The sequence below is a fragment of the Terrabacter sp. 05T424 genome, from assembly GCF_056396225.1.
This window is the reverse complement of the sequence record NZ_JBFTLB010000005.1, coordinates 172,267-196,585: the sequence shown is the minus strand read 5'-3', so window position 1 is coordinate 196,585 and position 24,319 is coordinate 172,267. Positions and strand designations below refer to the sequence as shown.

The following is a 24,319-nucleotide window of genomic DNA, read 5'->3' as shown; positions in this document are numbered from 1 at the left end:
ATACGGCCCGGTCGTCCGACAGGGCGACTGCTCAGGAGCGGCGGTAGCGACGCTCGGGACGGCCGGTCGTGCCGTAGCGCAGCGACACCACGGCCTGCCCGCCTGACACGAAGTGCTCGAGGTAGCGGCGCGCGCTGACCCGTGAGATCCCCACGACCTCAGCGCATTCCGTCGCCGAAAGCGTCTCGTCAGCTTGGCGCAGCGCACCGGCCACGGCCTCTGCCGTCTCTGCGCTCATGCCCTTGGGCAGCAACGATCGCCCCGTGACGCCCGGTGGCCCTGAGACGAAGGCAGCGTCGATCTCGGCCTGGGTCAGGTCGTCGTCGGCCAGGGCCCGAGCCCGCTCGGCGGCATACGCCTGGAGCCGTTGCTCCAGGTCGGGGAAGGCGAACGGCTTGAGCACGTAGCCGACGACACCTTCACGAACGGCGCGTCGCACGGAGTCTGCCTCCTTGGCCGCGGTGATGACGAGCACGTCGCACGACGCGCCCGCCGCGCGCAGGCGCGTGAGGAGGTCGAGTCCGAACGTGTCGGGCAGGTAGAGGTCGAGCAGCACCAGGTCGGGACGCAGCTCCTCGACGAGCTGGAGCGCCTCGGCACCGGACCGTGCCGTGCCCACGACCTCGAAACCCTCGACGCGCTCGACGAACCCGCGATGGATGCGCGCCACCATGAAGTCGTCGTCGACCACGAGAACGCTGATCATGAAGTCTCCTTGCCGAGAGCGGCGCCGGCGTCGACGGTGAGGCGGGCCACGAAGCGGGCGCCGTCGGGCGTGTTGTGGACCTCGACCTCGCCGCCGCGACGCTGACAGATCAGCCGGGTGAGGGCCAGCCCGATGCCCCGCTCGCCGGCTTGGGCCGCCTTGGTGGTGAAACCGTGCGTGAACACCTCGGTGACGACATCCGGCGCGACCCCCGGTCCGGAGTCCACCACGCTGACCTCGACGGCCGAGGCGTCCTGTCGGATCGTCAGCTCGACCCAGCGCTCCGGACCCGCCGACGTCGCCGTGGCGTCGATGGCGTTGTCGACGAGATTGCCGACGACCACTGACACGTCGGCCGAGTCACGCTGCGTCAGGCGCCCGATCGAGGTCTCCTCGGACACCCGCAGCTCGACGCGACGCTCCGTTGCCTGGGCCGCCTTGGCCATGAGCAGGGCCGCGACCGCGGTGTCGCCGACCCGGCGAGACACGGCGAGGTCGAGCTGCGCCCGGTTCTCGCTGACCGAGTCGACGAAGCCGACGACCTCGTCGTACTCGCCAAGCTGGATGAGACCCGAGATGGTGTGCAGCTGGTTGGCGAACTCGTGGGCCTGCGCCCGCAGCAGCTCGGTCGTGCTGCGGAACGACCCCAGCTCGCGCTCGAGATCCGCCAGCTCGGTGCGGTCGCGCAACGTGGTCACCGATCCGAGGGGCCGGCCGTCCTTGCTCACCTGCATGCGGTTCATGACGAGCACCCGCCCCCGACGCAGCACCACCTGGTCACGCGGGACGTCCGCATCGCCTTCCTCGGTGCTCTCGGCGTCGACGACACCGCGCAGCACGTCGCGCAGTCGAGGGCCGATCGGAAGGTCGTCCAGACGCATCCCCACGGCATGCTCCGGCAGGTCCAGCAGTCGCTGGGCGATGTTGTTCACCAACGTGATCCGCTCGTTGGTGTCCAGCGCCACGACTCCCTCGGCGAGGCCGAACAGCATCGCTTCACGGCTCTCCGCGAGGCCGGTGATCTCACTCGGTTCGAGCCCGAGGGTCTGACGCTTGATCCGGCGCGACAGGAGCCACGCCCCCAGCCCGCCGACCCCGAGCGCGATGCCGAGGTAGGTCGGCAGGTAGGCCGACGCACCCTGGAGCCGGTCCAGCGCCGAGGGCATCTCCACCGCGATCATGACGGTCCCCAGCTGGGTGCCGACGGGTGGCTGCGGCTCCTTGACCGTCGGGTCGGGCACCGACAGCAGGGGGGTCTGGGCGACGATCATGCGCTCGCCGTCCAGGTCCATGACGCCGGTCCAGCTGGCGCCGTCCGCCACAGCCCGGGACCCGAGCGGGAGCGGGGCGCGCTCGAGGGTGGGGTCGGTCGACACGCGTACGTTCTCGTCGGCGTCGGCCAACGTCATGGAGGTGACGTTGTACTGCGTCACGGTCGACTGCATCAGGGACGGGAGGACGTTGAGGACGCCATTCGGGGCCATCTCGGTGCGCACGATCGGCGTGCTGGCCAGCTGCTCGGCGATCGCCGAGACGCGCCGGCCCTCCGTACGCGTGAAGGTGGCCTCCGACTGCGCCAGTGAGACGAGCCCGACGGCCACGAGGATGCCGACGAGAATGAGCACCTGGACGGCGAAGAGCTGCCCCGTGAGGGTCAGCCGACCGAACCACCGGCCCGTGCTCTGCTTGACCACAACGAACTCAACCTCCATTGGTGACACAAGGGCGACACCCGTCGGGGCACGCGGGCACGATCATGCCGTTCCAGCCCATGAACGCGAAAGAGATCTCACCGATGAGCACTCACACCCCCGCCTCCGGCGGGCGCACCCGCACCGTCCGCGTCAGCGCCTTTGTCGCCCTGGCCGCCGCCGGCACCCTCGCCCTCTCCGCCTGTGGAGCCACCGCCAAGAAGGACGGAACGTCCACCGGCGCAGCCGCAGGCCCCGCCTCGAGCCTCCAGATCATGGTCCCCAACAGCCCCGGCGGCGGCTACGACACGACCGCCCGCACGGTGGCCCAGGTCCTGGAGAACCAGAAGATCACGAGCTCCATCCAGGTCTTCAACCTGCCGGGCGCCGGTGGCACCGTCGGCCTCCAGCGCGTCGTCAACGAGAAGGGCAACGGCAAGCTCGCCATGCAGATGGGCCTCGGCGTCGTCGGCGCGGCCTACACGCAGAAGTCGAAGGCCACGCTCAACGACACGACCCCGATCGCCAAGCTGATCGAGGAGGCCGGCGCCATCGTCGTGCCCAAGGACTCGCCCTACAAGGACGTCAAGAGCCTCCTCGACGCGTGGAAGAAGGACCCGTCGAAGATCAACGTCGGCGGCGGCTCCAGCCCGGGCGGACCCGACCACCTCCTGCCCATGCAGCTGGCCAAGGCCGTCGGCATCGACCCGACCACGGTGTCCTACATCTCCTACGACGGCGGCGGCGAGCTGCTCCCCGCGGTCCTCGGCAACAAGATCGCGTTCGGCGCCAGCGGGTTCGGCGAGTTCCTCGAGCAGGTCAAGTCCGGCTCCATCCGCGTGCTGGCCGTCACGAGCGACAAGCGCGTCGACGCCCTCGCCGACGTCCCGACGCTCAAGGAGTCGGGCGTCGACTTCACCTTCACGAACTGGCGCGGCATCGTCGCCCCGCCGGAGATCTCGGCCGGAGACAAGCAGGTCTGGATCGACGCACTGACCAAGATGCACGGCAGCGAGGCCTGGAAGGCCGAGCTCAAGAAGCGCGGCTGGACCGACGCCTTCGAGACCGGTGACCAGTTCACGTCCTTCCTCAAGGCCCAGGACACCGCCGTCGCCGAGATCCTCAAGGGCCTGGGGCTGACGAGCTGACATGTCTGACGTGACACCTGACCGCACGGGCGAGACCGCGGCGCAGGACGTCGAGACGCAGGGTGGGGACCGCGCACAGTACGGAATGTGCGCGGCCCTCGCCGGCCTCGGCATCCTCCTGCTCGTGAACGCCGCCCAGCTCGCCCCGGTGGCGAGCACCAACGACTCGCTCGGACCCAAGGTGATCCCGACCGTCCTCGGGATCCTCCTGCTCATCGTCTCGGTCCTCTACGCCATCGACATCCGTCGCGGTGGCGTGGGCGCGGCCGACGAGGGCGAGGACATCGACCTCGGCAGCAAGGCCGACTGGAAGACCGTCGGCCTGCTCGTGGTCGTCTTCGGTGCGAGCGCCGCTCTCATGGAGACGCTCGGCTGGGTCATCGCCGGCACGCTCCTGTTCGCCGGCTGCGCCTTCGCGCTCGGCAACCGCCACTACATCCGTGGCGTCCTCGTCGGGCTCGCGATCTCGCTCGTCACCTTCTACGTGTTCGCCATCGGGCTCGGCGTCAACCTGCCCGCCGGCATCCTGCAAGGAATTCTGTGATGGACAACCTCAACCACCTCATCGAGGGGTTCGGCCACGTCATGACGCCGCTGAACCTGCTCTTCGCGTTCATCGGGGTCGTGGTGGGCACTGCCGTCGGCGTGCTGCCGGGCATCGGTCCGGCCATGACCGTCGCTCTGCTGCTGCCGATCACGTTCACCCTCGACACGACCCAGGCACTCATCATGTTCGCCGGCATCTTCTACGGCGGCATGTACGGCGGGTCCACCACCTCGATCCTGCTCAACACCCCGGGCGAGTCCTCTTCCGTCGTCACGGCGTTGGAGGGCAACAAGATGGCCAAGGCCGGTCGTGCCGCCCAGGCGCTCGCGACCGCAGCGATCGGCTCCTTCGTGGCCGGCACCATCGCCACGGCCCTGCTCGTGCTCGTCATGCCACAGGTGGTCTCGCTCGCCATCCAGCTCGGCTCGCCCGAGTACTTCGCCATCATCATGCTGGCGTTCGTGGGCGCCAGCATGGTGCTCGGGTCGTCCAGGCTCCGCGGCTTCGCGGCACTGCTCATCGGCCTGTCGATCGGCATCATCGGCATCGACAAGGTGACCGGTCAGCAGCGCATGACCTTCGACATCCCGCAGCTGGCCGACGGCATCGACATCGTCGTCGTGGCGGTCGGGCTCTTCGCGGTCGGCGAGGCCCTCTGGGTCGCAGCGCACCTGCGGCGCAAAGCCGGTGGCGTCATCCCCGTGGGGCAGCCGTGGATGGGCCGGCAGGACTGGAAGCGCTCGTGGAAGCCGTGGCTGCGCGGCACCGCTCTCGGCTTCCCGTTCGGCGCCATCCCCGCCGGCGGCGCCGAGGTGCCGACCTTCCTTTCGTACGTCGCCGAGCGCAAGCTGACGAAGCACCCCGAGGAGTTCGGCCACGGCGCCATCGAGGGCGTCGCGGGCCCGGAGGCCGCGAACAACGCGTCCGCCGCCGGCACGCTCGTCCCGCTGCTCGCGATCGGTCTGCCCACCAACGCGACCGCTGCGATCATCCTCACCTTCCTGCAGGGCCGCGGTCTCGAGCCCGGACCGCTGCTCATCGAGAAACAGCCGGCGCTCGTGTGGACGCTGGTCGCGAGCCTCTTCGTCGGCAACACCCTGTTGCTGGTGCTGAACCTCCCGCTCGCTCCGCTGTGGGCCAAGCTGCTCCAGATCCCACGGCCCTACCTCTACGCCGGCATCCTCTTCTTCGCGACGATGGGCGCCTGGGCGGTCAACGGTCAGCCCTTCGACCTCTACCTCCTGCTGGCCATCGGGCTCGTCGGGTTAGCGATCCGTCGCTTCGGCTTCCCCGTCCTGCCACTCATCATCGGCGTGATCCTGGCCCCGATCGCCGAGCTGCACCTGCGCCGGTCGCTCCAGCTGTCGCACGGCGAGGTCAGCGGCCTGGTCGGCGGACCGGTCGCGTGGGTCTGCTACGGCATCATCCTGCTGACGATCCTCTGGCCGCTCATCGCAAAGCTCGTCCGCGCGGCCCGTGGCGGTCGAGGCGGTCGGGGCGGCCCGGGCTCGGGTCTGCTGGCCGAGCTGAACCAGGAGGCAACGGTATGACCATCCTCGTCGGCTACATCCCGACCCCGCAGGGCGAGGCCGCGCTGGCAGCCGCCACCGCCGAGGCCCGAGCGCACGGCGACCGCGTGCTCGTCGTCAACATGTCGCGCGACGACAAGCTCGTCGACGCCCACCGCGCCGACGGCTCCGACCTCGACCGCCTCGACGAGGACCTGGCCGAGTCCGGCGTCGACCACGAGGTGCGTCGGGTCGAGCACGGCACCGACCCCGCCGACGCGATCCTCGCGATCATCGACGCGGAGTCCCCACGGATGCTCGTCATCGGCATCCGGCACCGCTCCCCCGTCGGCAAGCTGCTGCTCGGGTCGACGGCGCAACGCCTGCTGCTGGACTCGACGTGTCCCGTGCTCGCCGTGAAGGCAGGCTGACCACCACCAACCCGTTCGACCGTCGTGAGGCCACGAGTGGCCACGCGTCGAGTGGCCGGTGCCCGGCTCGGGCACCGGCCACTGGGCGTCTACTGGACGGAACGCGAGACGGCGAGGTGGCGCGCGACCTCGACGAAGCCGGCACGCTCATAGAGGCGCCGGGCCGGCCCGTCGAGGTCGGCGACGATGACCAGCTGTGTGACAGAAGGGTCCTCGAAGGCCCACTCGCCGGCAGCGCGGACGAGAGAGCCTGCGATGCCGCGACGTCGGTGGCTCTCGAGGGTGACGACGTCCTGATAGCGCGCGAGATCGCCGAGCCGCACGATGCCGAGGTTGCTCACGAGCCGCTCACCCTCGAACGCCCCGAACCACCGTGCTCGGCCCGTCTCGACGAGGCCGCGTTGCGCTGCGGCGCGGCGGCGTTCGAAGGTGAGACGGCCGTCGCGCCGGTCGGCAGGCGTGCCGCTGCCGCCGACCTCGGCCGACTGCTCCCAATCGGCGTCGCTCACGAGCTCCCGGAGGCGTATGCCGTCGCTCAGCGCCGGAATGCCGTCGGGCATGTGACCGCCCGACGGCAGCGTCGTCGTGGCGAGGTCGACGTCCACCTCGACGTCCCACCCCTGCTCGGCCCAGGTCTCGGCGTCGCCACCCACCTCGCTGAAGGCGATCGCGCGGTGCGCCGCGTCGGGGTGCTCGCGCTCGAAGGTGGCGACCCAGCGACCGAGCTCGTCGGCGCGGGCCGAGCCCTCCACGAGCACGAAGTTGCCCCACCAGAACGTCGGGTTGGACTCGGTGCGCACGACGAGGTGGTCGCCCCGGTCGGTGACCGTCGACCCCTGCAGCTCGAGCAGCGCGAGGTCGGTCACGAGCCCCGGTGCGGTCAGATCCACGCGCTCATCCCCCTTCACCCGTCGAGAGGCCGAAGTTCGCGGCCCGGGTCATGTCGAGTGGCCAGTAGGTGGTCACGAACTTCGGCCACTCGACCGGACGGACCCCGCGAACATTGGCCTTTCGACGGTTGAGGGGCGGCCAAATTTGGCCTCTCGACGGTTGGGGCACACGGTCACCACCAGCCCTGCCGGTGGGCCCAGCGGAGCAGGCCGAGGCTGATCACGGCCATGATCGCGAGCACGATCACGAGCTGCGCCACGTGCGTCTCGTTGTTGACGATGAGGTTCATCCCGTAGACCGACGCGATGGCGGTGATGGGCAGCGTGATCGCGGCGATGACGGCGAGCCGCTCCATCGCGACGGTCATCTTCGTCGTGACCCGCGTCTGGTAGAGGTCGATGACCCCGACGAGGAACTGCATCTCGCCGTCGGCGAGGTTGCGCACCCGCTCGAACTGCTCGGCCAGGTCGCGGGCGTGGCGCTTGGCCTCCTCGGGCACGAACCTTTCGAGCGAGTGGATCCGCGCCTGGATGTCGTGCGCCTGCGCCGCCATCGTGCGCGACGTCATGAGCTCGTGCCGCACGAGGAAGAGTTGCTCGAGCAGGTCCTCCGGCCGGCGGAAGTCGGCCGCCATGACCTTCTCCTCCATCGGCGGCAGCCGGGTCGCCACCTGACGCACGGCGGCACTCTGGCGGCGGGCGACCGCCGAGCCGATGGCATACGCGAGGTCGTGCGGCGAATCCGGCCGCAGGCGACCGGCCTCCACCCTCTCCCGCACGCCGCGGGTCTCCTCGCCGGCTGCCTCCGCCGAGACGACGGGGTTGCGTGGCCCGTGCACCGTGACCAGGCAGTGGTCGCCGACCACCATGTCGAGCTCGAGCACGTGCACGTGACCGCCCTCCCCCGCGAGCGCCGTGTGGAGGATGACGAAGAGCTGGTGCTCGTACGCGTGCACCGTCGGCACGAAGTTGCGCTCGGCACACGCCTGCCGGACGAGCGGGTGCGCCCGGATCGGGCCGGCGAGCACGGCCTCCGCCTCGGCGTCCCAGTCGGGCACGTCGACCCAGGCGAACCCGTCGGTTCGCGTCAGCAGCCCCTCCAGGTCTGCGACCGCGTGGTCGGTGATCCCGTCAGCACTGACGAACGACACCTGCATGACCCCATGCTGGCACCAGCGGCCCTCCAGCGGGAGCGTCAGCCGGCGACGCAGGCGCCGGTGGGGACCTCGGCCTGAGCGGACCCTGACGCGTCGAGCACCGGCTTCGCCTCGGCGAGGGTCAGCGCGTAGCCCGTCGTGGCGTCCTCGAGCGACTTCGCGAAGATGACCCCGACGACGCGGCCCTGGGGGTCGAGGAGGGGGCCGCCCGAGTTGCCGGGCTGGACGGTCGTGGCGAGCGAGTAGATCGAGCGGACCACTCGCTCGCGGCCGTAGATGTCGAGTCCGCGGGCGTCGAGCTGGGCGCGCACCCGGGCCGAGACGACCTGGTAGGGCCCATCGAGGGGGAAGCCGGGCACGGCCGCCGAGTCACCGCGCCTGACCTCACCGCCGAGCGCGAGCGCCGGCAGGGCGAGGCCCGGGACGCTCAGCACTGCGAGGTCGCGCCGCGGGTCGAAGACGACGACGCGGGCGCGCAGCGTCTGGTCGCCGCCCTCGATGCGCACCTCGTCGGCTCCGGCGACGACGTGGGCGTTCGTGACGATGCGACCCGGGGAGAGCACCCAGCCGGTGCCCTCCTGGCCGCGCTGGCACGACTGGGACTGGGTGGTCACCTTGACGACGGACCGGCCGGCCGCCCGGATCGCCTGCGACTGCGCGACGGCCGGGTCGGGGGCCTGCACCGGGGTGATCGGCTCAGGTGCGAGGCCGCCGAAGACCTGCGGGAAGCCCTGGCTCGAGAGGAACCCGCGGAAGCTGGCGAAGACGTCACCAGTCTGCTCGGGCACGACCGAGTTGACGACCCGCATGACCCGCGACTCGGCCATCGCCTTCGACAGCGCGGGGTTGCCGGCGGTGCGCAGCGCACCGCCGATGAACCAGATGATGAGGCTGGCTGCGAGCATGACGACGACCGCGCCGAGCACCGAGTCGAGCCGCCGCAGGGACGTCTGCCCGACCCGCCTGCGGATCTGGGCGCCGAGCAGGCTGCCGAGGTACTGGCCCAGCCAGCCGAAGGCGACCACGCCGACGATGAGGGCGACGACGCGCGTCCGGTCGTTCTCGGCGACGGCGTCCCAGCGGGCGAGCATCCCGGGCAGCTGCCAGACCGCGAGCATCGCGAAGGCGAAGAAGCCGACCAGCGACGAGACGCTCTGGATCAGGCCCTGTCGGTAGCCCGAGAACGCGTACGCGAGCAGCAGCAGTGCCAGCGCGATGTCGAGCAGGGTGCCCCCGCTCATCAGCGCCTCCCGAGAAAGCGTTCGGGCAGCTCACGCCTGACGTCGGGGTCCCAGGGGAGGGACAGGCCGCCCAGCTCGAGCACGCTGCTGACGAGCCCGGCGGTGAAACCCCAGAGGAAGAGGTCGTCGAGGTCGAACCCCGGGCCGACGTAGCCGGAGGGGTGCGTCACGGAGAAACGGGTGGCGGGCTCGACGAGGTGCGACACGGGCACCGACAGCACGTCGTGCACCTCGGCCGGGTCGCGGACCGAGAGGGGCGACGGCTGCGCCCACCAGGCGAGCACCGGCGTGACGACGAACTGCGCCGGTGCGAGGAAGATCGGGGGCAGCTCCACGACGACGTCGACGCCGGACGGGTCGACGCCCGTCTCCTCCTGCGCCTCGCGGAGCGCCGTGGCGACGAGGTCGGCGTCCTCGGGGTCGCGCGACCCGCCCGGGAAGGCGATCTGCGCGGGCTGGGTGCGCATCGTGTGCGAGCGCTCGATGAGCACGACGTGCTCACCGGGGTCGTCGGCGTCGGCGGGGGGCGGCCCGAAGAGGATGAGCACCGCCGACTCGCGAGCGCTGTCGTCCGGCGGCGCGAACCGGGAGAACCACTCGGGCCGGAAGCTCTCGAGCCGCTGCACGGCGGCGTCCATCCACGCCGGGCGCGGCAAGGGACCCCGCCCCTGCGTGGGTGCAGGGTCGATGGAACCCGAGCTGCCGGCATACGCGATGCCGCTGACCACCTTCGTCACTTCGGCGCCAGCTCGTACTTCAGCAGCTTCGCGGCCTTGTCGGGGTCGGTCTCGCCCACGCCGTAGCTGGGGCACCAGCGCGCGACGGGGCACGCCCCGCACGCGGGCTTCTTCGCGTGGCACGTGCGGCGCCCGTGGAAGATGACGACGTGGCTGAGCATCGTCCAGTCCTTGCGCATGAAGAGGCGCCCGATCTCGTGCTCAACCTTGACCGGGTCCTCCTCCGCGGTCCAGCCGAAGCGCCGGACGAGCCGGCCGAAGTGCGTGTCGACCGTGATGCCCGGGATGTCGAAGGCGTTGCCGAGCACGACGTTCGCGGTCTTGCGGCCGACGCCCGGGAGCGTCACGAGGTCCTTGAGCCGGGGCGGCACGTCGCCGTCGAAGTTCTCGACGAGGGCGATGCCGAGCTTGATGAGCGCGTCGGCCTTGTTCCGGTAGAAGCCGGTCGGCTGGATGATCGTCTCGAGCTCGGTGCGGTCGGCGCCCGCGTAGTCCGCGGCCGACTGGTACTTCGCGAAGACGATCGGCGTCACCTTGTTGACCCCGACGTCGGTGGTCTGCGCCGACAGGATGGTCGCGACGAGCAGCTCGAGCGGGTTGGTGAAGTCGAGCTCGCAGTGGGCGTACGGGTAGCGCTCGTGGAGCGACCGGTACATCTTGCGGGCGCGACGCGTCCGCGAGATCGAGGTCTCGTCGTCGGTCACGATGGCGCGGGGGGACACGGACGACACTGTATGCCGCGGGACTGTCGGTCGGTCGCCGCCACGTCCGCCCGGCCTCCTGGTGCGAGCGGCTCCGTCGGTGGGTACGTTCGTCGCGCCCCCGAAGGAGCCCCCTCCATGTATACGGACACCCTCACCCCTCAGCAGGCTGCCGTCTTCGCTCCAGCACCAACGTCAGACCCTGCGCCCTCTCCTCCCCTCAGCCCTGCCCTGCACGCGCTCGAGACGACCCTCGCCACGCTCGCGGCCATGGACCTCGCGCACGCGCCCGACGCCGACGTCGTCCGGGCCCTCGAGCTCATGGTGACCCACGCCGAGTTCCCCTGCACGGTCGCCCGATCGATCTTCCGGCACGGCGCCCTCGCGTATGCCGTCCTCGACGACCTCGAGTCACCTGACGTCGGTCCGGTCCTCCTCGACCGACTCGCGTCGTTCGCGCGCGCGACCGCGGGTGACGACGAACCGCACGCGTTCGTCGCCACCTTCCGTGGCCCGCTGCCCGTCGACGCCGACGACTTCACGGTCTCTCTCGGCCGGCTGTCGGCACGTCTCGGCATCGCCGCCCCGGGCGGGGCCCCGCCACTCGCCGATCCGCACGTCCCGATCGAACTCGGCGGCACGGCATACGTGGTCGTCGCGCTGCACCCGGCTGCGGCGGACGTGGCACGCCGAGCGCCCCTGCCGACGCTCGTCCTCACGCCCGCGGGCGCGTAGGCCGATGCCCTGCGGCCCCCGACGACACGTGACGGGCGTCGCGTCCGGTGGCAGGGCGGCCACCCGACCGACGTGACACACTGACCCCGTGGATCTCGACGTGGTGAGGCGCGCCCCCCTGTTCAAGGCTCTCGACGACGAGGCGGCCTCCGCGCTGCTGTCGGAGATGAGCCGCTCGCACATGGAACGCGGCGACGTGCTCTTCCACGAAGGTGACCGCGGCGACACGCTGTACGTCATCGCCGAGGGCAAGATCAAGCTCGGACGCACGAGCCCCGACGGTCGCGAGAACCTCGTCGCCATCCTCGGCCCGGGCGAGATGTTCGGCGAGCTCAGCCTCTTCGACCCGGGCCCGCGCACGATGACCGCCACGGCCGTCGCCGAGACGCAGCTGCTCGGGGTCGGCAACGAGTCGCTGACCGGCCTCCTCTCGGGGCGTCCCGAGGTGTCCAAGGCGCTCCTCGCGGCCCTGGCCCAGCGCCTGCGTCGCACCAACGCCCACCTCGCCGACCTCGTCTTCACCGACGTACCCGGCCGCGTCGCCAAGGCGCTGCTCGACCTGTCCGAGCGGTTCGGGCGTCCGGTCGAGGGCGGCATCATGGTCTCCCACGACCTCACGCAGGAGGAGCTCGCGCAGCTCGTCGGCGCCTCCCGCGAGACGGTCAACAAGGCGCTCGCCGACTTCGCGACGCGCGGCTGGCTGCGCCTCGAGGCGCGAGCGGTGCTGCTCCAGGACGTCGAGCGCCTCAAGCGCCGCGCCCGCTGACCCTCAGGACCCGCCCACCCGCCCACCCGTTTGAGGTAAACCCGCCGTGGAAACCGTCGGTGGATCACCTCAACGCGCGAACGACCAGCCGTCCGGGCCGTTGACGACGACCCGGTCGGCGCCGCCTGCAGCGGCGGCCACACGCGCGGCGTTGACCTCGTCGGTCTGCTCGACCCAGGCGGCCGCTGCGACCGGCGATTTGCCGAACGTCACGTGCCGCTCGACGAGCCTGGAGCGTCTCAGGTCGTCGTCGCCCGTGACGTACCAGACCTCGGTCATGGCGGATCGCGCCGCCTGCCACCGGGGCTCAGCCAGCAACAGGTAGTTGCCCTCGGTGACGACGAGTCGGGCGCTCGGTGGCACGGCCACGGCCGCCGCGAGGGGCTGCTCGAGGGTGCGTTCGAAGCCCGGGGCGTAGACCCAGGAGTCGGGTTCGTCGACGAGGCGACGGATCAGGTGCGCGTAGCCGTCGACGTCGAACGTGTCGGGAGCGCCCTTGCGGGACAAGGCATCCAGTCGCGCGAGCTGCACGTCGGCGAGGTGGTAGCCGTCCATCGGCACGTGCGCCACCCATTCGTCACCGCGGGCGGCAGCGACGCCGGACACGATGGCGTCGGCGAGCGTCGACTTGCCCACACCCGGGGCCCCGGCGATACCGAGAACGACTCGGCGGTGGTCGCCGACGAGGTCGAGGGCGGCGTGCACGACCTCCTCGAGGCTCACCCGTGCTCGCGGAGGTAGGCGAGCTGGGCCTGCACCGACAGCTCGGCCGCGGGCCAGACGCTGCGGGGCACGTCGGCATAGACGCGTTCGACGACCTCGTATGCCGTCTGCGCACCTCGGGCGACCGCGTCGCGCACCTGGTCCAGCCGTTCCGCGCGGTGCTTCAGGTAGAAGGTGACGGTCGCGGCCGCGTCGGCGACGAACGGCCCGTGCCCGGGCAGCAGGCTGGTGACGGTGCCGGACCGGGTCAGGCCCTCGATGCGGTCGAGCGAGGCGAGGTAGTCCTCGAGGCTGCCGTCGGGCCAGGCGACGACGGTCGTGCCGCGCCCGAGGATCGTGTCGCCGGTGAGCAGCGTGTTGTCGGCGGGGAGCACGAAGGAGAAGGAGTCGCTCGTGTGGCCGGGCGTCTCGACGGCGAGGATCTCGAGGCCACCGACCCGGATGGTCTCGCCGGCCCAGAGGTCGTCGTGGCCACGGCCGAAGGCGCGCACGGGCGCGCCGGTCAGCTCGTGGAACCGGTCTGCGCTCTCGGCGTGGTCGTCGTGTCCATGGGTCAGCAACGTCAGTGCCACCCGTCGGCCCGTCGACGCCACCCGGTCGAGCACGTGCCGGAGGTGGCCCTCGTCGAGCGGCCCGGGGTCGACGACGACCACCTCGTCGGTGCCGGGCTCGGCGAGCAGCCAGGTGTTCGTGCCGTCGAGGGTCATCGGCGACGGGTTGGGGCAGAGCACGCACTCGGCGCGCTCGCTGGTGACGCCGCCGGTCCAGCCCGGGTCGGCCGCGGCGCCGTTCACGGCGCGACCTCCCGGGCCGGGCCCGGCGACGTCGGTCGCGTCATCGTTCGACGATCTCCATGGCCGCGCCCGATGGGCCCTCGACGACTTCTGGCATGACGAGAGGCAGCGCCTCGCTGTGCACGACGAAGCCTGCGGCAGAGGCCGCCTCGCGGATCTCCTCCACCCACACGACGGTGGGCGGCAGCATGAGTGCGGAGCCGGCGGCATACTCACGCAGGAGGTCGTCGGGCACGATCCAGCCGGCCTGGTCGGCCTCCGTCGTCTCACCGTCGGCCACCTGGAAGGGTGGCATCAGCGCGGCGAAGAACCACGTGTCGTAGCGGCGCGGCTCGAAGACCGGCGTGACCCAGTGGGCCTTGGCCACGATGAGGTCCGAACGGAGCACGAGGCCCTTGTCACGCAGCACCTCTGCGAGCGCCAGACGGCGGTCGACAAGCCGGCGACGGACCTCGAGCCACTCGGGGTCGTCGACCCGGGCCAGCGGCCCGCTGGCGGAGGGCCCCGCTAGGAGCACGCCGCACTCCTCGAACACCTCGCGGATCGCGGCCGCGACGTACATCTGGGCCTCGGCGGGCGAGCAGCCGAGGCGCTCGGCCCACTCCGACGGCGAGGGCCCCGCCCAGGGCAGGCCCACCTCGCCGTCGCGGTCGTCGACGCCCCCGCCGGGGAAGACCATCGTGCTCGGCGCGAACTCCATCTCGGACACGCGTCGCAGCATGAAGACCTCGGTGGCGGAGTCGCCGTCGCGCACGAGCATGACGGTGCTCGCACGGCGCGGCTCGGCCTCGTCCCAGCGCTCGCCCGCGAGCCACCGGGTGGCGGCGTCGGAGATGCTCGGCGTCGTGGTCAGCGGGAACTGCCGTCCCGCGGTCATGGCACCACCGATGCTCATCGAGCGACGGAGACGATGACCTCGACCTCGACGGGTGCGTCCAGGGGGAGCGCACTGACACCGACGGCCGAACGGGCATGGATCCCCTTGTCACCAAACGCCTTGACGAGCAGCTCGCTCGCGCCGTTGATGACCCCGGGCTGGCCGGTGAAGCCCGGGTCGGAGGCGACGAAGCCGACGACCTTGACGACACGGCTCACCGTGTCGAGGTCGCCGATCTCGGACTTGATGGCCGCGATCGCGTTGAGGGCACACGTCTCGGCGAGGGACTTCGCGGTCTCGGCGTCGACCTCGGCGCCGACCTTGCCGGTCGCGGCGAGGGAACCGTCGACCATGGGCAGCTGACCGGAGGTGAAGACGAGGTCGCCCTCACGGACGACGGGGACGTAGGCGGCGACGGGCGGCACGACCTCGGGAACAGTCAGGCCGAGCTCGGACAGGCGGACTTCAACAGCAGACATCTGCAGGCTCCTCAGGACTTCGGGCGCTTGAAGTAGGCCACGAGGCTCGTACCATCGGGACCGTTGACGATCTGGACGAGCTCCCACCCGTCGGCCCCGAAGTTGTCGAGGATCTGCTTGGTGTTGTGGATCAGGAGTGGTGCGGTGAGGTATTCCCACTGGGTCATGGCCATCACCCTACTCAGTGTCACCTCGACCCTCGGCGCCTGCTCGGGTGGCGCTGGAGACACCTCGGCGAGCACGATGTCGACCACCATGACGAGCTCCTCGACCGGCCCCGGCCAGACCACGCCCACCGTCGGCACCCGCTCCTACGGCCCCGACCCGGCGCAGGTCTACGACGTCTATCCACCCGGCAAGGGGGCTCCCGCGGCCATCGGCACGGTCGTCGTCGTCCACGGCGGGTTCTGGCGGGCCCAGTACGACCGCGAGCACGCGGTCCCGGAGGCGAAGGCGTTCGCAGCAGCCGGCTACCACGTCGCCCTCGTCGAGTACCGAAGAGCAGGTATGCCGGGTGGCGGCGTCCCCGGCACTCTCGACGACGTGCGCGCCGTCCTCGCGTCGATTGCCGCCCAGTCCGACCTGCCCAAGCCGCTCGTCCTCGTCGGGCACTCGGCCGGCGGGCACCTCGTCGCCTGGGTGGCAGGCCAGTCCTGGGCCCGTGAGCGCGGCATCGCGGGCGTCGTGTCGCTCGCGGGCGTGGTCGACCTCGGGGCGGCGGACCGGCTGCACCTCGGCAACGACGCGACGCGCGACTTCGTGGGGTCCGGCCCGGGCTCCCCCGCCTGGACGTCGGCGGACCCGGTGAGCGCCCTCCCGCCCACGGTGCCGGTGCGCCTCGTCAACGGCTCTGACGACGACACCGTGCCGCTCGGGGTCGCCGACGCGTACGTGGTGAAGGCGAAGGCCGGCGGTGGCGATGTCACAGAGGACGTGGTTCAGGGCGCCGACCACTTCGCGGTCATCGACCCCGCAGCTCCGGCCTTCACGCACGTGCTCGCAGCAGTGCGCGCCCTCCTCCCCCCACCCGGTTGAGGTAAACGCGCCGTGGTTTTCGCGGCGGGTTTACCTCAACGCGGTGGGTCGACGAGCGATCCACAGCCCCTCCCGCCCGGGCCGGGCTTTCCACAGGCTCTTCCTGCGAACCGGCCGGTTGCCTGCAGGCGGTTGCAGGGTCGGGCCATGCGATCGAGCCGACGCCGGGACCGAGTGCGCACCATCCACGGTGCGGACGTGGGTGTGGTCTCCCGCGCGACACTCCGGTCCGTCGGCATCGACGACGTCGACGTGCGGGCGGAGGTCCGGGCGGAGCGGTGGACGGTGCACGGCTTGCAGACCGTCGCCCTCCACACCCGTCCGCTGGGCGATGAGGAACGGCTGTGGCAGGCCGTGTGGGAGACGGGCCTCGGCGTGGCCGCCCTCGATGGAGTCACCGCGCTGCTCGCGGCAGGGATGACGGGCTACTGCGAGGACCGCATCCACCTCTCGGTCGTGCACTCCCACACCGTCAAACGCCTGACCGGGGTGCGAGTCCACAAGATCACCAGACGTCATGCCCGCGAGATCGAGCCACACGGCATACCTCGGGTGCGCCCTGCCGTGGCCGCGATTCGGGCCGCCCACTGGGCTGACTCAGACCCCCAGGCGGCGCTGCTCCTCGTCCTGCCGGTGCAGCAGCGCCTCGTCCGGGCGGCCGACCTGCTCGAGACAGCCCGCACCATCCGTGGCAGACGACGTCGTGCTTTCGTGGGCGGCGTCATCCGCGACATCGCGCTCGGAGCCCAGTCGTTGGGCGAGCTCGACTTCGCCAGACTGTGCCGCGCTCGAGGCCTGCCCGAGCCGGATCGCCAGGTCGTCCGGCAGGGTGCGAAGGGCCGGGTCTATCTCGACGTCCGCTGGCGGTGCGGCGTCGTCGTCGAGATCGACGGGATCCAGCACACGTGGGGGATGGCGCCGGTCCTCGACGCGCTGCGCCAGAACCTCGTGACGCTCTCGAAGGACACCGTGTTGCGGATCCCCAACATCGGGCTCCGGCTGCACGAGGCCGCGTTCATGGACCAGGTGGAGCAGGCCCTGCTCCTCCGCGGCGGGTTGAGGTGATTCGCTCGACGAAACAGCGGCGCGCATACCTCAAACGGGTCTCCGCTGAGCGGCGCCCTAGGGTGGGACCGTGACGACCGGCCGCAGAGAACCACCGTGGGCGAACGCGCGACTGCACGTCGTCACCGGCAAGGGCGGCACCGGAAAGACCACCGTCGCGTCGGCCCTCGCCCTCGCGCTCGCCTCGAAGCCGGGGCACGTGCTGCTGAGCGAGGTCGAGGGGCGCCAGGGCATCAGCCAGACCTTCGACGTGCCGCCACTGGGCACCGACGAGACCCGCATCGTGCGCCTCTCCGGCGGCGGCGAGGTCGTCGGACTCTCGGTCGAGCCGAAGGCCGCCCTGCTCGAGTACCTCCAGCTCTTCTACAAGCTGGGGCGCGCCGGCCGGCTGCTCGAGAAGTTCGGCGCGATCGACTTCGCCACGACCATCGCGCCGGGCGTCCGGGACGTCCTGCTCATCGGCAAGATCTACGAGGCCAACCGACGCCGCCGCGACGGGAGGCACAAGGGCGACGCCGCCCCGGCGTACGACGCGCTCGTGCTGGATGCCCCTCCGACCGGGCGCATCGGACGGTTCCTCTCCGTCAACTCCGAGGTCGCCGACCTCGCCCGGGTCGGCCCGATCCACTCCCAGGCGGGCGCGATCACCCGGCTGCTGCAGTCGCAGCAGACCGTCGTGCACCTCGTCACCCTGCTCGAGGAGATGCCGGTGCAGGAGACCCTCGAAGCGGTCGACGAGCTGCGCACCAGGAGCCTGCACCCGGGCGCCATCGTCGTGAACATGGTGCGCGACCCGCTGCTCGACGACGTCGCCCTCGACCAGGCCCGAGCCGGGCGCCTGCACAAGGCCTCGATCCGCGCCCAGCTCGCCGACGCCGGCCTGGAGGCCACCCCCGCGCTCGTCGACGGCCTGCTCGAGGAGGCGCGCGACCACGCGCAGCGCATCGACCTCGAGCGCGAGCAGCTGCAGATGCTCGAGGCCACCGGACTGCCGATCGTCCAGCTTCCGGCGCTGCCCGGCGGCGTCGACTCGGGCTCGGTGCGCGAGCTCGCCGACCTGCTCGTCACCACCTTCGTGCCGCACCTCGAGCGGGTCGAGCCATGAGCCCCGGCCCTGTCGCGAAGGAGGCACCGGCGCTCGACGTCGACGCGCTCCTCGCCGACCCCGAGACCTCGATCATCGTGTGCTGCGGCGCGGGTGGGGTCGGCAAGACCACGACCGCGGCCGCCCTCGGGCTGCGCGCCGCCGAGGCGGGCCGGCGGGTCGTCGTGCTGACCATCGACCCGGCCCGCCGGCTCGCCCAGTCGCTCGGCCTGACCGAGCTCGACAACACGCCTCGGCCGGTCACCGACATCGACACGTCGGCCGGCGGCAGCCTCCACGCGATGATGCTCGACATGAAGCGGACCTTCGACGAGGTCGTGCTCGCCCACGCCGAACCCGACAAGGCGGAGCAGATCCTCGCGAACCCCTTCTACCTCGCCGTCAGCAGCTCGTTCGCCGGCACGCAGGAGTACATGGCGATGGAGAAGCTCGGCCAGCTCAAGGCCGTCGCCGGCACCGAGGACGCCCCCTGGGACCTCGTCGTCGTCGACACGCCGCCATCACGCTCGGCCCTCGACTTTCTCGACGCCCCGAACCGCCTCGGCAGCTTCCTCGACGGCCGCTTCATCCGGCTGCTCACCGCTCCGGCCAAGGCCGGAGGACGGGCGGGGCTCAAGGTCTTCGGAGTCGGCGTGCAGCTGGTCACCGGGGCGATGACGAAGATCCTCGGCGGCCAGCTCCTCACCGACGTGCAGACGTTCGTCAATGCCCTCGACACGATGTTCGGCGGCTTCCGTGAGCGGGCCGACGAGACCTACCGCCTGCTGTCCGAGCACGGCACGGCCTTTCTCGTCGTCGCGGTGCCGGAGCGGGACGCGCTGCGCGAGGCGTCCTACTTCGTCGACCGGCTCGAGGCGGACCGGATGCCGCTCGCCGGGTTGGTCGTCAACCGCATCGGCCGCGTCGCGGCGACCGGCATCTCGCCGTCGCGTGCGCTGTCGGTCGCAGAGTCGCTCGAGGACGGCGGCGGACCGAAGTCGGCGACGAATGCGGCCGCCCTGCTCCGGCTCCACGCCGCCCTGGTCCGCACGGCGGAACGACAGCGCGAGCTCGCACAGCGCTTCTCACGGTCACACCCCGGCATACCCGTGGTGCAGGTTCCCGCGCTCGGATGTGACGTCCACGACCTCGACAGCCTGCGTCAGATCGGGCACGCGTTAGCGGGGTCGTGACACCACCGAGTGGCCACGGCCCCGCTCACGCGTGAAGTTGTGTCGTTCCTCGCCGCCGGACCCCACATCTGGGCGGCGCGGAGGCTCAGACGGGCTTGGCCTGAGCGGCCATGCCCGCGCGGAGCGCCGACTTCCACGAGGTGATGTCAGGCCGCTTGCGCAGCAGAGCCCGACGCTCACGCTCGGTCATGCCACCCCAGACACCGAACTCGGTCTTGTTGTCGAGGGCCTCGGCCAGACACTGCGCGAGAACCGGGCACGTCTTGCAGACGGCCTTCGCGTCGTGCTGGGCCTTGCCCCGGACGAACAGCGCGTCCGGGTCCTGACCCGAACAGTTGGCCTGCGTGGCCCACTCGTCGACCCACTGGTCGATGACTGCGACTGCACTCATGATGTTTCCCCTCCCCGCTCGGCACCTCCCATGACACCGAGCAGACCCGGACCGTCCCACCGGTCCCGATCAAGCGGACCCCCCTAAGGCCCAAACGAGACATTACGAGCGGAGAGCCCCGTCGGACATAGCCTCTACGGACCATTTCGCAGACCGGGTGACTAGTCACCGCCGCGCATCCCTCATGGTCATCCAGAGTCGCGAATCGTCCGTTTGAGACATCTCTGCACCGCCGAACGTGCGGAGAACCGGTGGCCATAGGGTGAGCCGTTACCCTTGGCCGCATGTCTTCACGCACTACCTCGATCGGCGGCGTCATCAGCCTGCTCGGCGCGTTCCTCGCGTCCGCGCTGGTGCTCGGACTGCTCGCCGCCGGCCTGGTGATGCCCGCGGTGGGCGCCACAGGGGCCCTCGCCCGCAGCGGCGTCGACGTGTTCAACGAGCTTCCCAGTGAGTTCACGACCGACCCGCTCGCCCAGACCTCGCGCATCCTCGCGGCCGACGGCAGCGTCATCGCGACGCCGCAGGAGCAGAACCGCACTATCGTGCCGCTCAAGTCGATCGCACCGATCATGCGCGAGGCGCAGGTCGCGATCGAGGACCACCGGTTCTACGAGCACGGCGGCATCGACATCCAGGGAACTGCGCGCGCGGTCATCTCCAACCTGCGCAGCGGCTCCTCGGTGGGTGCTTCGTCGCTCACCCAGCAGTACGTGAAGATCTCCCTCCAGTACTCCGCCATCAGCGCAGGCAACGAGGAGGCGGCCCAGGCGGCCGTCAAGAAGGACTACATGCGAAAGCTCAAGGAGCTGAAGTACGCCATCACCCTTGAGAAGAAGCTGACGAAGGACCAGATCCTCGAGGGCTACCTCAACCTCGTCTACTACGGCGACCGGGCGTACGGCGTCGAGGCCGCGGCCCAGCACTACTTCAGCGTCTCGGCCAGCAAGCTGAGCCTGTCGCAGGCCGCACTCCTCGCCGGCCTGACGCAGAACCCGGGCACCACCGACCCCGTCAACTTCCCGAAGAAGGCCATCGCCCGCCGCAACGTCGTGCTCGATCGCATGCACGCGCTGAACCGGATCACCACCAAGCAGTGGACGGCAGCCAAGAAGCGCACGCTCAAGCAGGACATGAAGGTCACCACGCCGAAGAGCACGTGCCTCTCGTCCGAGTTCCCCTACTGGTGCGACTTCGTCATCAACTACGCCCTCGCGATGCCGCAGCTCGGCAAGACGCTCGAGGAGCGCAAGCGCACCCTCTACCGGGGCGGCGTCACCATCACGACGACCTTGGACCCGCGCATCCAGCGCATCGCGCAGCGTGAGGTGACCAAGAACGTCCCGATCGGCGACAAGTCCGACGTCGGTGCTGCGGCATACGTCACCGACCCGCGCACCGGCGAGGTCAAGGCCTTCGCGCAGAACACCCAGTACACCGTCGGCAAGCAGTCCCTCGGCAAGACCGGCATCAACTGGGCCCTCGACAAGAAGTACGGCGGCAGCGGCGGGTTCCAGTTCGGCTCGACGGCCAAGGCGTTCGCGCTGGTCACGGCCATGGAGTCCGGCCTGAACACGAAGTCGAGCGTCAACGCCAAGGCCGCCGGCGGCAACACGCAGGCCACCTACACCCCCAAGGAGTGGCCGGGCGGCATCGCCAACTGCGGCCCGGGCGGCAAGTGGAACGTCTTCAACGACAGCCCGTTCAAGGGCGGGCGCATCTCGTTGATGGAGGCGACGGCCCTGTCGACCAACACCGCGTTCATCGCCCTCGCCGAGCAGCTCGGTGGCTGCAAGGTGCGCGACACGATGTTGCGCCTGGGCCTGCACCAGGCTGACGGGCAGCCGGTCGGCCGCTACGCCCCCCAGTACATCCTCGGCGCGTCCGAGGTCTCGCCGCAGGGCGTCGCGCAGGCCTACGGCGTGCTCGCGGCCGACGGCAAGAAGTGCCCGGTCGTGGCCATCACGAAGATCACCCGCGGCGGCAAGAACATCGCGCTGCCTGCGACGAAGTGCACGCAGGTCGTCGAGCCGGACGTGGTGCGTGCCACCGACAAGTTCCTCGAGTACAACATGACCCACGGCTCCGGCCGCCGCAACCAGCTCGACGGTCGCCAGTCCGCGGGCAAGACCGGCACGGCCAACCGCAACAACGAGTCGTGGTTCGTCGGCTACGTCCCGCAGCTGGCCACCGCGGTCTGGGTCGGCACGCCTGACGACGGCAACAAGCGCGTCATGTCGAACCTGCGCATCGGTGACCGTTTCGTGCCCGTCATGCACGGTGCCGCCGTCGCCGCCCCGATCTGGAAGGGCATCATGAACGGGGCCCTGGAGGGCCAACCCGAGATCAAGTTCGGCGAGCCCTCCACCAAGCTCACGCAGGGCGACCAGGTGGACGTGCCCAGCGTGACGGGGCTCTCCGTGACCGACGCCATCGCGGCCCTGCAGGCGGCGGGCTTCTCGGCCGGCGTCGGCGGCACGATGAGCTCGTCGGTCCCGCGCGGTCTCGTCGCCGGCACCTCCCCTTACGGCAAGGCGGCCGGCGGCAGCTTCGTGACCCTCTACACCTCGCGCGGTGGCGGCGGCGGAGGCAACCAGCCGGGCCCACAGCCCCAGGTGGTCGTCCCTCCGCCCGCCGGCGGTGGAGGCGGCAACGGAGGCGGCAATGGCCGTGGACGTGGTGGCGGTGGCGGTCGCGGCCACGGCGGCTGACCCGCCCGGCGGCGCCACCAGAGCCCAGGCATGACAGAAGGCCCGACGCAGATCGCGTCGGGCCTCCTGTCTCCCACGGCCCTGCAAACGGTCCGGCAACCGTCCGGCAACGGTCGGGACCTGCCGTCCCGTGGCCCGGCCGCCTCCGCTCCTCGTCAGCCGGCGAGCACGCGGCGCACGACCGCCGCCACGCGGCCGCCCTCCGCCTGCCCGGCCACGGCGGCATTGGCTGCCTTCATCGCGAGGCCCATCTGCGGCATACCGGTGGCGCCGGAGGCAGTGACGGCCTCACGCACGATCGCCTCGAGCTCGTCGTCGCCGAGCTGCTTCGGCAGGTAGGTCTCGAGGACGGCGAGCTCGGCCTCCTCCTTGGCGGCGAGCTCGGCGCGCCCCGCGCCCGTGTAGGCCTCGGCGGCCTCTCGGCGCTTCTTGGCCTCCTTGGTGAGCACCTTGAGCACGTCGTCGTCGCTGAGCTCGCGGTGCTCCTTGCCGGCGACCTCCTCGGTGGTCACGGCGGTCAGGGCCATGCGGATCGAGCCGGCCCGCACCTGGTCGCGCGCACGCATCGCGGACGTCAGGTCGGCCTTCAGCTGCTCCTTCAGGGTGCTCATGCGCCCAGTCTGTCAGGTCGGCGACACGGCCCCCGAGGCGCTCGCATGGGGGCGTGCGCAGCAGTGCGAGGATGGGGCCCATGCGTGCCGTGACCAAGACAGTCCTCGGCCTCGGTGCCGCCGGAGCCGGGGTGCTGGGCTGGGCCTCGCTCGTCGAGCGGAACGCCTTCGTGCTGCGCCGCTTCGAGGTGCCCGTCCTGCCAGAGGGCACCGAGCCGCTGCGCGTGCTGCACCTCTCGGACCTGCACCTGCTGCCGCGCCAGCGGGCCAAGCGCAGCTGGGTGCACAGCCTCGCGTCGCTCGACCCAGACCTCGTCATCACGACGGGCGACAACATCGCGGCGGACGACGCGGTGCCGTCGCTGCTCGACGCGTACGAGCTGCTGCTGCCGCTGCCGGGTGTCTTCGTGCTCGGCTCCAACGACTACTTCGCGCCGAAGCTGAAGAACCCTCTCGGCTATCTCACCAGGAACCACGCCAAGGGCGTCGGCACGACCCAACGGCTGCCCACGGCCGACCTCGTGCGTGGGCTGCGCGCGGGCGGTTGGGTCGACCTGACGAACCGGCGCGACACGGTGAGCGTGCGCGGACTGCGCATCGACGTGGTCGGCGTCGACGACCCGCACCTCGGCTACGACCGCCTCGACCTCGTGCGGGGCGCGGCCTCCGCCGAGGCCGACCTGACGCTCGGCGTCACGCACGCGCCCTACCAGCGGGTGCTCGACGCGTATGCCGCCGACGGCGCCGACCTCATCGTGGCCGGCCACACCCACGGCGGCCAGGTGTGCGTGCCCGGCTACGGCGCCCTCGTGACGAACTGCGACCTCGACACCTCCCGCGTCAAGGGCCTCTCGCGCTGGTGGCCGGGGGCGGGCTCGACGCCGTCGTCCGAGGCGCCGGCGGACGCCGCCTGGTTGGAGGTGTCAGCCGGTCTGGGCACCGCTCCGACCGCTCCCGTACGCCTGGCCTGCCGCCCCGAGGCCACCCTCCTGACGCTCGTCCCGCGGTCGCGCGGCTGACCTCCAGCGGGCACGCAACACGCCGCCGAACTGCTCGTCGAACCGGGCTCCGGGCCCGATTCGGAGTTGGGCGGGGGGC

At 71.0% G+C, this 24,319-nt stretch carries 26 protein-coding genes; 12 read left to right on the top strand and 14 right to left on the bottom strand.

Features of this window, described 5'->3' with window-relative positions; all coding sequences use genetic code 11:
- Positions 1-31: 31 nt before the first annotated feature.
- A complete protein-coding gene (locus AC1DE0_RS13140; RefSeq protein WP_478101153.1) occupies positions 32-706 on the bottom strand; it encodes a response regulator in 675 nt (224 codons plus the stop codon).
- Positions 703-2,400 carry a sensor histidine kinase gene (locus AC1DE0_RS13135; RefSeq protein ID WP_478101151.1) on the bottom strand — a complete coding sequence of 566 codons (1,698 nt, stop codon included), beginning with the start codon at positions 2,398-2,400 and terminating at the stop codon, positions 703-705. The genes AC1DE0_RS13140 and AC1DE0_RS13135 overlap by 4 nt, the downstream gene beginning before the upstream one ends.
- A gap of 101 nt (positions 2,401-2,501) precedes the next feature.
- On the opposite strand from AC1DE0_RS13135, the gene AC1DE0_RS13130 reads away from it, so the two are divergent.
- The 4 genes from AC1DE0_RS13130 to AC1DE0_RS13115 are packed head-to-tail and all read left to right on the top strand — an operon-like array spanning position 2,502 to position 6,031.
- Positions 2,502-3,545 (top strand): Bug family tripartite tricarboxylate transporter substrate binding protein, encoded by a 1,044-nt coding sequence (locus tag AC1DE0_RS13130; RefSeq protein WP_478101149.1) that lies wholly within the window; start codon positions 2,502-2,504, stop codon positions 3,543-3,545.
- 1 nt (position 3,546) lies between these two features.
- The gene (locus AC1DE0_RS13125; RefSeq protein ID WP_478101147.1) at positions 3,547-4,089 is read left to right on the top strand and encodes a tripartite tricarboxylate transporter TctB family protein; all 543 of its coding nucleotides are present in this window, start codon (positions 3,547-3,549) and stop codon (positions 4,087-4,089) included.
- A complete protein-coding gene (locus AC1DE0_RS13120) occupies positions 4,089-5,642 on the top strand; it encodes a tripartite tricarboxylate transporter permease (RefSeq protein WP_478101144.1) in 1,554 nt (517 codons plus the stop codon). The genes AC1DE0_RS13125 and AC1DE0_RS13120 overlap by 1 nt, the downstream gene beginning before the upstream one ends.
- Complete coding sequence (locus AC1DE0_RS13115) at positions 5,639-6,031, top strand: universal stress protein (RefSeq protein ID WP_478101142.1); 393 nt, start codon at positions 5,639-5,641, stop codon at positions 6,029-6,031. Before AC1DE0_RS13120 ends, AC1DE0_RS13115 begins: the two co-directional genes overlap by 4 nt.
- Before the next feature lie 89 nt (positions 6,032-6,120).
- Here the strand turns inward: AC1DE0_RS13115 and AC1DE0_RS13110 are convergent, their stop codons facing one another.
- The 5 genes from AC1DE0_RS13110 to nth form a co-directional block, all read right to left on the bottom strand.
- Positions 6,121-6,921 carry a GNAT family N-acetyltransferase gene (locus AC1DE0_RS13110; RefSeq protein WP_478101140.1) on the bottom strand — a complete coding sequence of 267 codons (801 nt, stop codon included), beginning with the start codon at positions 6,919-6,921 and terminating at the stop codon, positions 6,121-6,123.
- A 173-nt stretch (positions 6,922-7,094) separates the two neighbouring features.
- The gene (locus AC1DE0_RS13105) at positions 7,095-8,078 is read right to left on the bottom strand and encodes a magnesium transporter CorA family protein (protein ID WP_478101138.1); all 984 of its coding nucleotides are present in this window, start codon (positions 8,076-8,078) and stop codon (positions 7,095-7,097) included.
- A gap of 38 nt (positions 8,079-8,116) precedes the next feature.
- Positions 8,117-9,319, bottom strand: coding sequence for a MarP family serine protease (locus AC1DE0_RS13100; RefSeq protein ID WP_478101137.1), 1,203 nt, complete (start codon positions 9,317-9,319; stop codon positions 8,117-8,119).
- Positions 9,319-10,056 carry an NUDIX hydrolase gene (locus AC1DE0_RS13095; RefSeq protein WP_478101136.1) on the bottom strand — a complete coding sequence of 246 codons (738 nt, stop codon included), beginning with the start codon at positions 10,054-10,056 and terminating at the stop codon, positions 9,319-9,321. The genes AC1DE0_RS13100 and AC1DE0_RS13095 overlap by 1 nt, the downstream gene beginning before the upstream one ends.
- Complete coding sequence (gene nth / locus AC1DE0_RS13090) at positions 10,053-10,712, bottom strand: endonuclease III (protein ID WP_478101315.1); 660 nt, start codon at positions 10,710-10,712, stop codon at positions 10,053-10,055. The genes AC1DE0_RS13095 and nth overlap by 4 nt, the downstream gene beginning before the upstream one ends.
- A 183-nt stretch (positions 10,713-10,895) precedes the next feature.
- On the opposite strand from nth, the gene AC1DE0_RS13085 reads away from it, so the two are divergent.
- The gene (locus AC1DE0_RS13085; protein WP_478101134.1) at positions 10,896-11,492 is read left to right on the top strand and encodes a YqcI/YcgG family protein; all 597 of its coding nucleotides are present in this window, start codon (positions 10,896-10,898) and stop codon (positions 11,490-11,492) included.
- Between the two features lie 88 nt (positions 11,493-11,580).
- The gene (locus AC1DE0_RS13080; protein ID WP_045190795.1) at positions 11,581-12,258 is read left to right on the top strand and encodes a Crp/Fnr family transcriptional regulator; all 678 of its coding nucleotides are present in this window, start codon (positions 11,581-11,583) and stop codon (positions 12,256-12,258) included.
- A 69-nt stretch (positions 12,259-12,327) separates the two neighbouring features.
- On the opposite strand, the gene AC1DE0_RS13075 is transcribed toward AC1DE0_RS13080, so the two are convergent.
- Genes AC1DE0_RS13075 through AC1DE0_RS13055 form a run of 5 tightly spaced genes read right to left on the bottom strand, consistent with a single transcriptional unit; the run spans position 12,328 to position 15,298 of the window.
- Positions 12,328-12,981 carry a nucleoside/nucleotide kinase family protein gene (locus AC1DE0_RS13075; protein ID WP_478101131.1) on the bottom strand — a complete coding sequence of 218 codons (654 nt, stop codon included), beginning with the start codon at positions 12,979-12,981 and terminating at the stop codon, positions 12,328-12,330.
- A complete protein-coding gene (locus tag AC1DE0_RS13070) occupies positions 12,978-13,775 on the bottom strand; it encodes an MBL fold metallo-hydrolase (RefSeq protein WP_478101128.1) in 798 nt (265 codons plus the stop codon). The genes AC1DE0_RS13075 and AC1DE0_RS13070 overlap by 4 nt, the downstream gene beginning before the upstream one ends.
- Before the next feature lie 40 nt (positions 13,776-13,815).
- Entirely contained in the window at positions 13,816-14,670 is an 855-nt protein-coding gene (locus AC1DE0_RS13065; protein ID WP_478101126.1) for an NUDIX hydrolase, read from the bottom strand.
- A complete protein-coding gene (locus AC1DE0_RS13060; protein WP_478101124.1) occupies positions 14,667-15,131 on the bottom strand; it encodes a RidA family protein in 465 nt (154 codons plus the stop codon). The genes AC1DE0_RS13065 and AC1DE0_RS13060 overlap by 4 nt, the downstream gene beginning before the upstream one ends.
- An 11-nt stretch (positions 15,132-15,142) precedes the next feature.
- On the bottom strand, positions 15,143-15,298 hold the full coding sequence (locus tag AC1DE0_RS13055; RefSeq protein ID WP_142179199.1) for a DUF4177 domain-containing protein: 156 nt from the start codon (positions 15,296-15,298) through the stop codon (positions 15,143-15,145).
- On the opposite strand from AC1DE0_RS13055, the gene AC1DE0_RS13050 reads away from it, so the two are divergent.
- The 4 genes from AC1DE0_RS13050 to bagB all read left to right on the top strand — a co-directional run bounded on the left by AC1DE0_RS13050 (position 15,297) and on the right by bagB (position 19,508).
- Positions 15,297-16,166, top strand: coding sequence for an alpha/beta hydrolase (locus AC1DE0_RS13050; RefSeq protein ID WP_478101121.1), 870 nt, complete (start codon positions 15,297-15,299; stop codon positions 16,164-16,166). The genes AC1DE0_RS13055 and AC1DE0_RS13050 overlap by 2 nt on opposite strands.
- Positions 16,167-16,364: 198 nt before the next feature.
- Positions 16,365-17,231, top strand: coding sequence for a hypothetical protein (locus tag AC1DE0_RS13045; RefSeq protein WP_478101119.1), 867 nt, complete (start codon positions 16,365-16,367; stop codon positions 17,229-17,231).
- A gap of 70 nt (positions 17,232-17,301) precedes the next feature.
- The gene (bagA, locus tag AC1DE0_RS13040; protein WP_478101116.1) at positions 17,302-18,336 is read left to right on the top strand and encodes an ATPase BagA; all 1,035 of its coding nucleotides are present in this window, start codon (positions 17,302-17,304) and stop codon (positions 18,334-18,336) included.
- A complete protein-coding gene (gene bagB, locus AC1DE0_RS13035) occupies positions 18,333-19,508 on the top strand; it encodes an ATPase BagB (RefSeq protein ID WP_478101114.1) in 1,176 nt (391 codons plus the stop codon). Before bagA ends, bagB begins: the two co-directional genes overlap by 4 nt.
- 85 nt (positions 19,509-19,593) lie before the next feature.
- Here bagB and AC1DE0_RS13030 read toward each other — a convergent pair whose 3' ends face one another.
- Positions 19,594-19,899, bottom strand: coding sequence for a WhiB family transcriptional regulator (locus AC1DE0_RS13030; protein WP_478101112.1), 306 nt, complete (start codon positions 19,897-19,899; stop codon positions 19,594-19,596).
- A gap of 284 nt (positions 19,900-20,183) precedes the next feature.
- Here AC1DE0_RS13030 and AC1DE0_RS13025 point away from each other — a divergent pair, with 284 nt between their 5' ends.
- Entirely contained in the window at positions 20,184-22,610 is a 2,427-nt protein-coding gene (locus AC1DE0_RS13025; protein WP_478101110.1) for a penicillin-binding protein, read from the top strand.
- Between the two features lie 155 nt (positions 22,611-22,765).
- Here the strand turns inward: AC1DE0_RS13025 and AC1DE0_RS13020 are convergent, their stop codons facing one another.
- Positions 22,766-23,221 carry a GatB/YqeY domain-containing protein gene (locus tag AC1DE0_RS13020; protein WP_478101108.1) on the bottom strand — a complete coding sequence of 152 codons (456 nt, stop codon included), beginning with the start codon at positions 23,219-23,221 and terminating at the stop codon, positions 22,766-22,768.
- Between the two features lie 80 nt (positions 23,222-23,301).
- Between AC1DE0_RS13020 and AC1DE0_RS13015 the strand changes: the two genes are divergently transcribed.
- Complete coding sequence (locus AC1DE0_RS13015; RefSeq protein ID WP_478101106.1) at positions 23,302-24,240, top strand: metallophosphoesterase; 939 nt, start codon at positions 23,302-23,304, stop codon at positions 24,238-24,240.
- The last annotated feature ends 79 nt before the right edge of the window (positions 24,241-24,319 follow it).